This window comes from Endozoicomonas sp. SESOKO4, from assembly GCF_024606275.1.
On the sequence record NZ_JAHHPS010000349.1, the window covers coordinates 1 to 6,522 of the forward strand.

6 protein-coding genes are annotated in these 6,522 nt (G+C 49.3%); 3 read left to right on the forward strand and 3 right to left on the reverse strand.

All coding sequences use genetic code 11. The features are described 5' to 3' along the window. Both KDK16_RS06840 and tldD read left to right on the forward strand, forming a co-directional pair. Nucleotides 1–715: AsmA-like C-terminal region-containing protein (locus KDK16_RS06840; RefSeq protein WP_306670757.1), on the forward strand; the 715-nt coding region annotated here is incomplete at its 5' end. A gap of 130 nt (nucleotides 716–845) precedes the next feature. Further along, nucleotides 846–2,285, forward strand: a complete 1,440-nt coding sequence (gene tldD / locus KDK16_RS06845; RefSeq protein ID WP_257275302.1) for a metalloprotease TldD — start codon at nucleotides 846–848, stop codon at nucleotides 2,283–2,285. 29 nt (nucleotides 2,286–2,314) lie between these two features. On the opposite strand, the gene KDK16_RS06850 is transcribed toward tldD, so the two are convergent. Both KDK16_RS06850 and KDK16_RS06855 read right to left on the reverse strand, forming a co-directional pair. Beyond that, nucleotides 2,315–2,941 (reverse strand): NUDIX hydrolase, encoded by a 627-nt coding sequence (locus tag KDK16_RS06850; RefSeq protein ID WP_257253212.1) that lies wholly within the window; start codon nucleotides 2,939–2,941, stop codon nucleotides 2,315–2,317. A 60-nt stretch (nucleotides 2,942–3,001) separates the two neighbouring features. After that, nucleotides 3,002–4,060 carry an AI-2E family transporter gene (locus KDK16_RS06855; protein ID WP_257253210.1) on the reverse strand — a complete coding sequence of 353 codons (1,059 nt, stop codon included), beginning with the start codon at nucleotides 4,058–4,060 and terminating at the stop codon, nucleotides 3,002–3,004. 316 nt (nucleotides 4,061–4,376) lie between these two features. On the opposite strand from KDK16_RS06855, the gene KDK16_RS06860 reads away from it, so the two are divergent. Further along, nucleotides 4,377–4,769 (forward strand): hypothetical protein, encoded by a 393-nt coding sequence (locus KDK16_RS06860; protein ID WP_257275303.1) that lies wholly within the window; start codon nucleotides 4,377–4,379, stop codon nucleotides 4,767–4,769. Between the two features lie 252 nt (nucleotides 4,770–5,021). On the opposite strand, the gene KDK16_RS06865 is transcribed toward KDK16_RS06860, so the two are convergent. Next, the coding region (locus tag KDK16_RS06865; RefSeq protein ID WP_306670758.1) for a carboxypeptidase M32 at nucleotides 5,022–6,522 on the reverse strand (1,501 nt) is incomplete at its 5' end.

Sequence of the window (6,522 nt, forward strand, 5' to 3'; positions counted from 1 at the left end):
GACCTACATCAATGGTCAGCACAGGACTTCTTTTAATGAGCGCCTGACAGGGTCTGGCATTCAGGCTCTGCAGGAAGCTTTGGGTATCTCACCTTTTGTTTCAGCTAAGAAAACGACCATTCAGGGGAAGCTGGCTTGGGATGGACCTCCGATGGGTATCAATATAGTGTCACTGACAGGTGCCGTTCGACTAAAGCTGGAAAATGGTACCCTGCAGAAGGTAGAAGGGGGAGCCGGCGCCTTGAAAATGTTCGGCATCCTGAATATGGAGGCTCTGACCCGGCGTCTGCGTCTCGATTTTTCTGACCTCTACAAGAAAGGCATCAGTTTTGACCGTCTGGATGGGGTCGTGCGGTTCGACGAAGGAATTATCACTTTTGATAAGCCTCTTGAAATTGATGGTCCTTCGTCGAACTTCAAGCTGGATGGCCGTGTAGACAGTGTCACTGAAAGTATGGACATGAGTCTGGTTGTTACACTTCCATTATCGTCTAATCTGCCGATACTCAGTGTCTTGCTTGGATCTGCACCTCAGGTGGCCGGTCTGATTTATCTGGCGGATATGCTGGTGGGTAAACAGGTGGATCAGCTGGCCAGTATTCGCTACCGAATCAGAGGCTCTTTTGACAACCCTGAGGTGACTCTGGATCAATTATTCTCCAGCAAAGCCCGAAAACCAGGTCAGACAGAGATTCCCAAGCGGAAAAAACCCTGAGTCAGAAACAGCCTTAAGCAAAATGGGAATGCTTTTTTTGTCCATAGGTGTGACAATCTCTTTATAACGATGTAGGCCTGCTCCGAATAATCAAGCAGGCAATGGATAATAGCTAGGGCCTGAATAAACTATGACCGACATTCTTACACAGGCGCGAAATCATTTGCTGGCGCCGGCAAATATCGGTGACAACGAGCTGGGCAGAGTGCTTGACAGTATTCTGGGGCATTCGGTTGACGCAGCGGATCTCTACTTTCAGTCAACACGTCATGAAGTCTGGGCGCTGGAAGACAGTATCATCAAAGAAGGCAGCTTCAATGTAGACCGGGGTGTAGGTGTACGTGCTATCAGTGGCGAGAAAACCGGCTTTGCCTATTCCAACGAAATCATTTTACCGGCCCTGGAGCAGGCTGCGGGCGCGGCCCGGAGTATTGCTCGTCTGGGTCAGGAGCATCAGATTCAGGCCTGGAACCGAAGTCAGCCACTGGCTCTTTACGGCACGGATAATCCTCTGGACTCCATGAGTCGTGAAGATAAAGTGTCTCTGCTCAAGGCTGTTGACCAGGAAGCCAGAAAAGCGGATCCAGCGGTTAAGCAGGTTAACGTCAGTCTGGCGGGTGTCCACGAAGTGGTTCTGGTGGCTGCTTCTGATGGTACTCTGGCTGCGGATATACGGCCGTTGGTACGTATGAGCGTCAGTGTTATTGCCGAGAAAGATGGCCGTATTGAGCGAGGTTCTGCCGGTGGAGGTGGTCGTGGTGACTATCTGCAGTTTATCCAAAATGATAAAGGCTTGAGCTATGCCCGTGAAGCGGTGCGACAGGCTCTTGTGAATCATGAAGCTGTTGCTGCTCCGGCTGGGACCATGCCGGTCGTATTGGCTCCGGGTTGGTCGGGTGTTCTGCTGCATGAAGCCGTAGGACACGGTCTGGAAGGCGACTTTAACCGTAAAGGCAGTTCTGCCTACGCAGGTCGTGTCGGTGAGAGGGTTGCTTCGCCGCTATGCACCATTGTTGATGACGGCACGCTGACAGGCCGCAGAGGCTCCCTGAATCTGGACGACGAAGGTGTACCCACCGAATCAACGGTTCTGGTTGAGAACGGTATCCTGAAAGGCTACATGCAGGATAAGCTGAATGCCCGTCTGATGGGCGTTGCTTCTACGGGTAATGGACGTCGAGAGTCTTATTCTCATCTGCCCATGCCACGAATGACCAACACCTACATGTTGGCTGGCAAAAGCGATCCGGGTGAGATTGTTGCCAGTGTTGATAAAGGAATCTACGTCGCCAATATGGGCGGTGGTCAGGTCGATATTACTTCTGGCAAATTTGTATTTTCCACCAGTGAGGCTTACCTGATTGAGAATGGCAAGGTAACCACTCCGGTTAAAGGCGCTACGCTGATCGGCAACGGACCGGATGTTATGAATCAGGTCTCTATGGTCGGCAATGATCTGGAGCTGGATCCGGGCGTTGGTGTTTGCGGTAAAGACGGTCAGTCTGTGCCTGTTGGTGTTGGCCAGCCCACGCTCAAAATCGATGAAATCACGGTAGGCGGAACAGCCTGATTCGTCAGGAAAATGGCAGGTAAACCTGCCTATTTATCGAACTCTGTTGGCAAACCATTGTTTTCATGATGTTGCTTCATCAAAGCAATGTCGGAAGCAATGGTTCTCCCCTGTGAGAGATGTGGCAGTTGATCCGGCTCGAAAAAACCGACCTCTGATATTTCGATGTTGGCAGTTGGGCTGCCACCCTTGAGTTCACACAAAAACAGCATTTTGATCAGGTGGTGAGGGTTTCTGGGAGAGTAGGGGTGTTTATGAACATCACGCACAGCCACCAGCTTCCGGGCTTTGACAATATACCCTGACTCTTCCAGAGTTTCCCGTTCTGCTCCCAGAGCTGGGGACTCGCAGACGTCGGCCCAGCCGCCGGGCAGAGCCCAGCAACCATCAGAGCGTTCTCTTACCAGCAGGATACGACCTTCCTGAAACACTCCAGCCCGGATATCGAGCTTGGGTGTGGTATAGCCTGTTTCAGGAAGAAAATAGTGATCGACTTTTTCAATGGGAGCGCCTGCAAGAAGTGCTGTCATTTCGTGGGCAATGTCCTGAAGCTGCTGGTAGCGCTCCAGATCAAAGCCGCCGTCGGTATAGGTTATTCCGTTCTGAGCAATGGCGCGAATCTTTTCAACCCAGTTTGTCCATGGATTTTTCTGCATAGTATTTGCCTGTCCATTGATGAATCTGTTCACTTTAGTACAGTCGGCTGATGCTAAGTATTATTTTGACTGTTCAGCGTCCACCTCCTCTTTTGGCCTTCCAGACCCCAAGAGCGCAGCAAATCTTCGGCTACCGGGCGAGGATTCCAATAGTACTTTTATGCTGATGGTCAGAGGGACTGAGAGCAGCATGCCAATCGGGCCCAATAACCAGCCCCAGATCAGCAACGATAAAAAAACGACCATGGACGAAAGACCGAGTCCCTTACCTAATACTCTTGGCTCAAGCATGTTACCAATCAGCATGTTGATCAGGAAATAGCCAGCTGAAACAAATAGTGCTTCAGAAAAACCCAGTTGCAGCAAAGTGATCAGGATGCCGGGAATGGCCGCCAGTATGGAACCAATGTTTGGAATAAAGTTCAGGGCAAAAGCCAGAATGCCGCCCAAAAGGTAAAAGTTAACCCCTCGCAATCCTAGCAATAGAGCGACCAGTAATCCTGTGAGCACACTGATGGCCGTTTTCAGGGCAACATAACGATTGACCGAGGCAACAAATCTTTCGAGATCTTTCAGCTGCTGGTCCGGATCAGACATGGAACGGATCAGTTTATTTCTCAGTAGCGGTGCCTCGGCCAGCATGAATATAACCGTCAGAAAGATCAGGAAAACATAACTGGTGGCACTGCCCATATGGGTCAGCATGGACGTTAAAAAGCTAAAGATGGATGAGGTATCCAATGGTTCAGCGATGGATTTCAGATCCAGATTAATGTTGCGTTGCGCCAGTTTGTCACTGATCTGATGAATCATATCGATCGTTTGCTGCTTATACCCTGGCAGCGCCTTGGCAAAGTCCTGTAAGGCACTGCCAATGGAAGCCACAATCATCATCATAGTGATGATTAGCACCGAGACTACTAACAGAATGCCCAGCACCCTGGGAATATGCAGTCGGCTCAAGGCGTTAATGGCTGGGTTGAGAAGAATCGCCAGGAAGTAGGAAAACAGCAGGAGAGAGAGTATTTCACTGCCCAGACGAATACCGGCAAGAATGATCACCAGTGAGGCAGCTGTCACTATGTAGCGGCTAATGTTCTGTATTTCGGCGGATTGCATACTTGATTCTTGCTCCTTTTGAATATGTTCAAGGTTCAAGATTTGAGCTCTGCTTGCAAAAATCGACTGTCACCATCGTTGCGAGCCATGGAGGGCCAGGGGCGAATACTATGTCGACCCACCCTGGCTAGCTTAGTGAGAAAGTTGCCATCATTATACTAGAATGCTTTCTAAACGGCCTTGGGTGTATCGCAGCTGAAGCAGCAGGGCGTTATGCACAGGGTGCCAGGACAAATGGGCTGGCCTTGATGTTGTCGTGCAAATTAAATAGTCGACCATGTACTAAAATCCTAATGCCAGATATGTGAGGCTAAACATGATGAGTAATGTCGCATGCTTATTTTTTATATCAATAATCGCATTTACCTCTAACGCTGCCTATTCTGACTATTGCACAATAGTTACAAAGACATACGTAGAAAGCCTTAAGAATGGTAACGAATGCAATGGCATATTGCCATTATTCAGTGATCAAGATGACTTGGTGTATTCACCCAAATATGGAAAAATTACAGCTAAATACTTATTTTGTCATGAAGATAATGGTGTGAAGTATGATGTTGTTAATCAACAGCTTTTGGCTGACTGTGTATTATATTTAACTCTAAATATTGATGGCACTAACAGGCCATATGTAGATGTTTTTAAACTTGATAAAAATGGGAAAATCAAATCTTTATCCATTTATCATGGCCCATCGACATTATAATTGACATCCACCACCATCTGGTATCAATAGCCTTTTGAATTTTTTTGATAACACTTCACCAACTAAGCTGATGGTTTTTGTAGCGTATGCTGGCCGTTAAGGCAGATAGTACAATGCTAAACAGTGCACACCAACTCCTGCTGTGTGTCGTATGAGTTTCTAAAATTCGATAGCCAATACGGGATGGTTGTTCAGTAAACCTGAACCCGACCTCGGAGTGAGTGGGTTCAGGAGCTTAAGGGGAGCGAGTCATCAAGTCTTCAGGTAACGACTCAGAATGTGCTGCTTGAAGTGATCTGCATTCAGCGGTTCGCCGGTGGCCTGAGTGTATAGTTCGTGAGTTTCCAGCTTGCAGCCTTGCTGCCAGATGTTTTCTGTCAGCCAGTTAAATACCGGCTCCAAATCGCCGGTAGCGATGCGGCTCTCTACATCGGGCAATTGTCGCTTAACAGTGGCAAACTGCTGTGCTGCGTACATGGCACCCAAAGTATAGCTTGGGAAGTAGCCAAAAGCGCCCATTGGCCAGTGAATGTCTTGCATACAGCCGGTGCTGTGATTTTCGCCGGTGGCAAGGCCCAGGTAAGCCTGCATTTTCTCATCCCAGATCTGGGGCAGGTCATCCACCAGCAGTTCTCCCTCGATCAGTGCCTTCTCGATTTCATAACGCAGGATGACATGCATGGGATAACTGATTTCATCGGCGTCTACGCGGATAAAACCGGGCTTTACCCGGTTGTAGATCTTCTCAAGGTTAATCTGGCTGAAACGCTCATCCTCCTGACCTTCTGACAGGTGTTTCACGATCAGAGGTCTGATGAGCTTCAGGAACTCCGGGCTGCGACCCAGCTGCATTTCAAAAAACAGACTTTGGCCTTCATGGACCCCCATTGAGCGGTAGGAGCCAAGTGGCAGCGACCTCAGATCTGCCGGAAGATTCTGGTTATAGCGGGCGTGACCTGTTTCGTGGATCGTTCCCATCAGGGATTCAACGAAGTCTTGTTCGTTATATCGGGTAGTGAGGCGAACATCTTCCGGAACCCCACCACAGAATGGGTGGACACTGACGTCCAGTCGGCCATGATTGAAGTCAAACCCCAGCAGTTTCATAACATCCAACCCGAGGGCTTTCTGGTTCTCGGCAGGGTAGTGGCCCTGACTGGCTATCAGAGAATCATTCTTTTGCTGTTCGACAACGGTTTGCAAGGTTTCTGGCAGCCAGCTCTTGAGGTGACCAAAAAGAACATCCAGCTCTTTGGAAGTCATACCGGGTTCATAAAGCTCCAGCAGGGCGTCGTAGCCTCTGGCGCCGGATGCGGCGGAGCGAATACTGGCCTCTTCACGGGCTAGTTTGACCACTTCTTTCAGGTTTTCGGAGAAGCCTTTCCAGTCATTTTTCGGCCGCTGGGTTCGCCAAGCGTGCTCACACTTCGAACTGGCCAGAGACTGAGCTTTGACCAGTTCTGCTGGCATAACAGAGGCTTTTCTCCAGCTTCGTTCCATTTCCCGGATAGAACTTTGTGTTACCGTGTCGTCAGCTTTTTCCCGGGCTTCCTGAAGCCAATGGCCTACCTGTTCTTCAGTCAGCAGTTCGTGCATCAGGCCAAAAAGTTCTGCCAGTGCTTCAGATCGAGCCTGGTTGCCCCCGGAAGGCATTATGGCGGACTGATCCCAACTGGCAATAGCGGAAAGATGTTGAAAACGGTAAAGCTTGTTGAAACGTTCTACCAGTTGGTTGTAGGCCTGGTTCATAGTT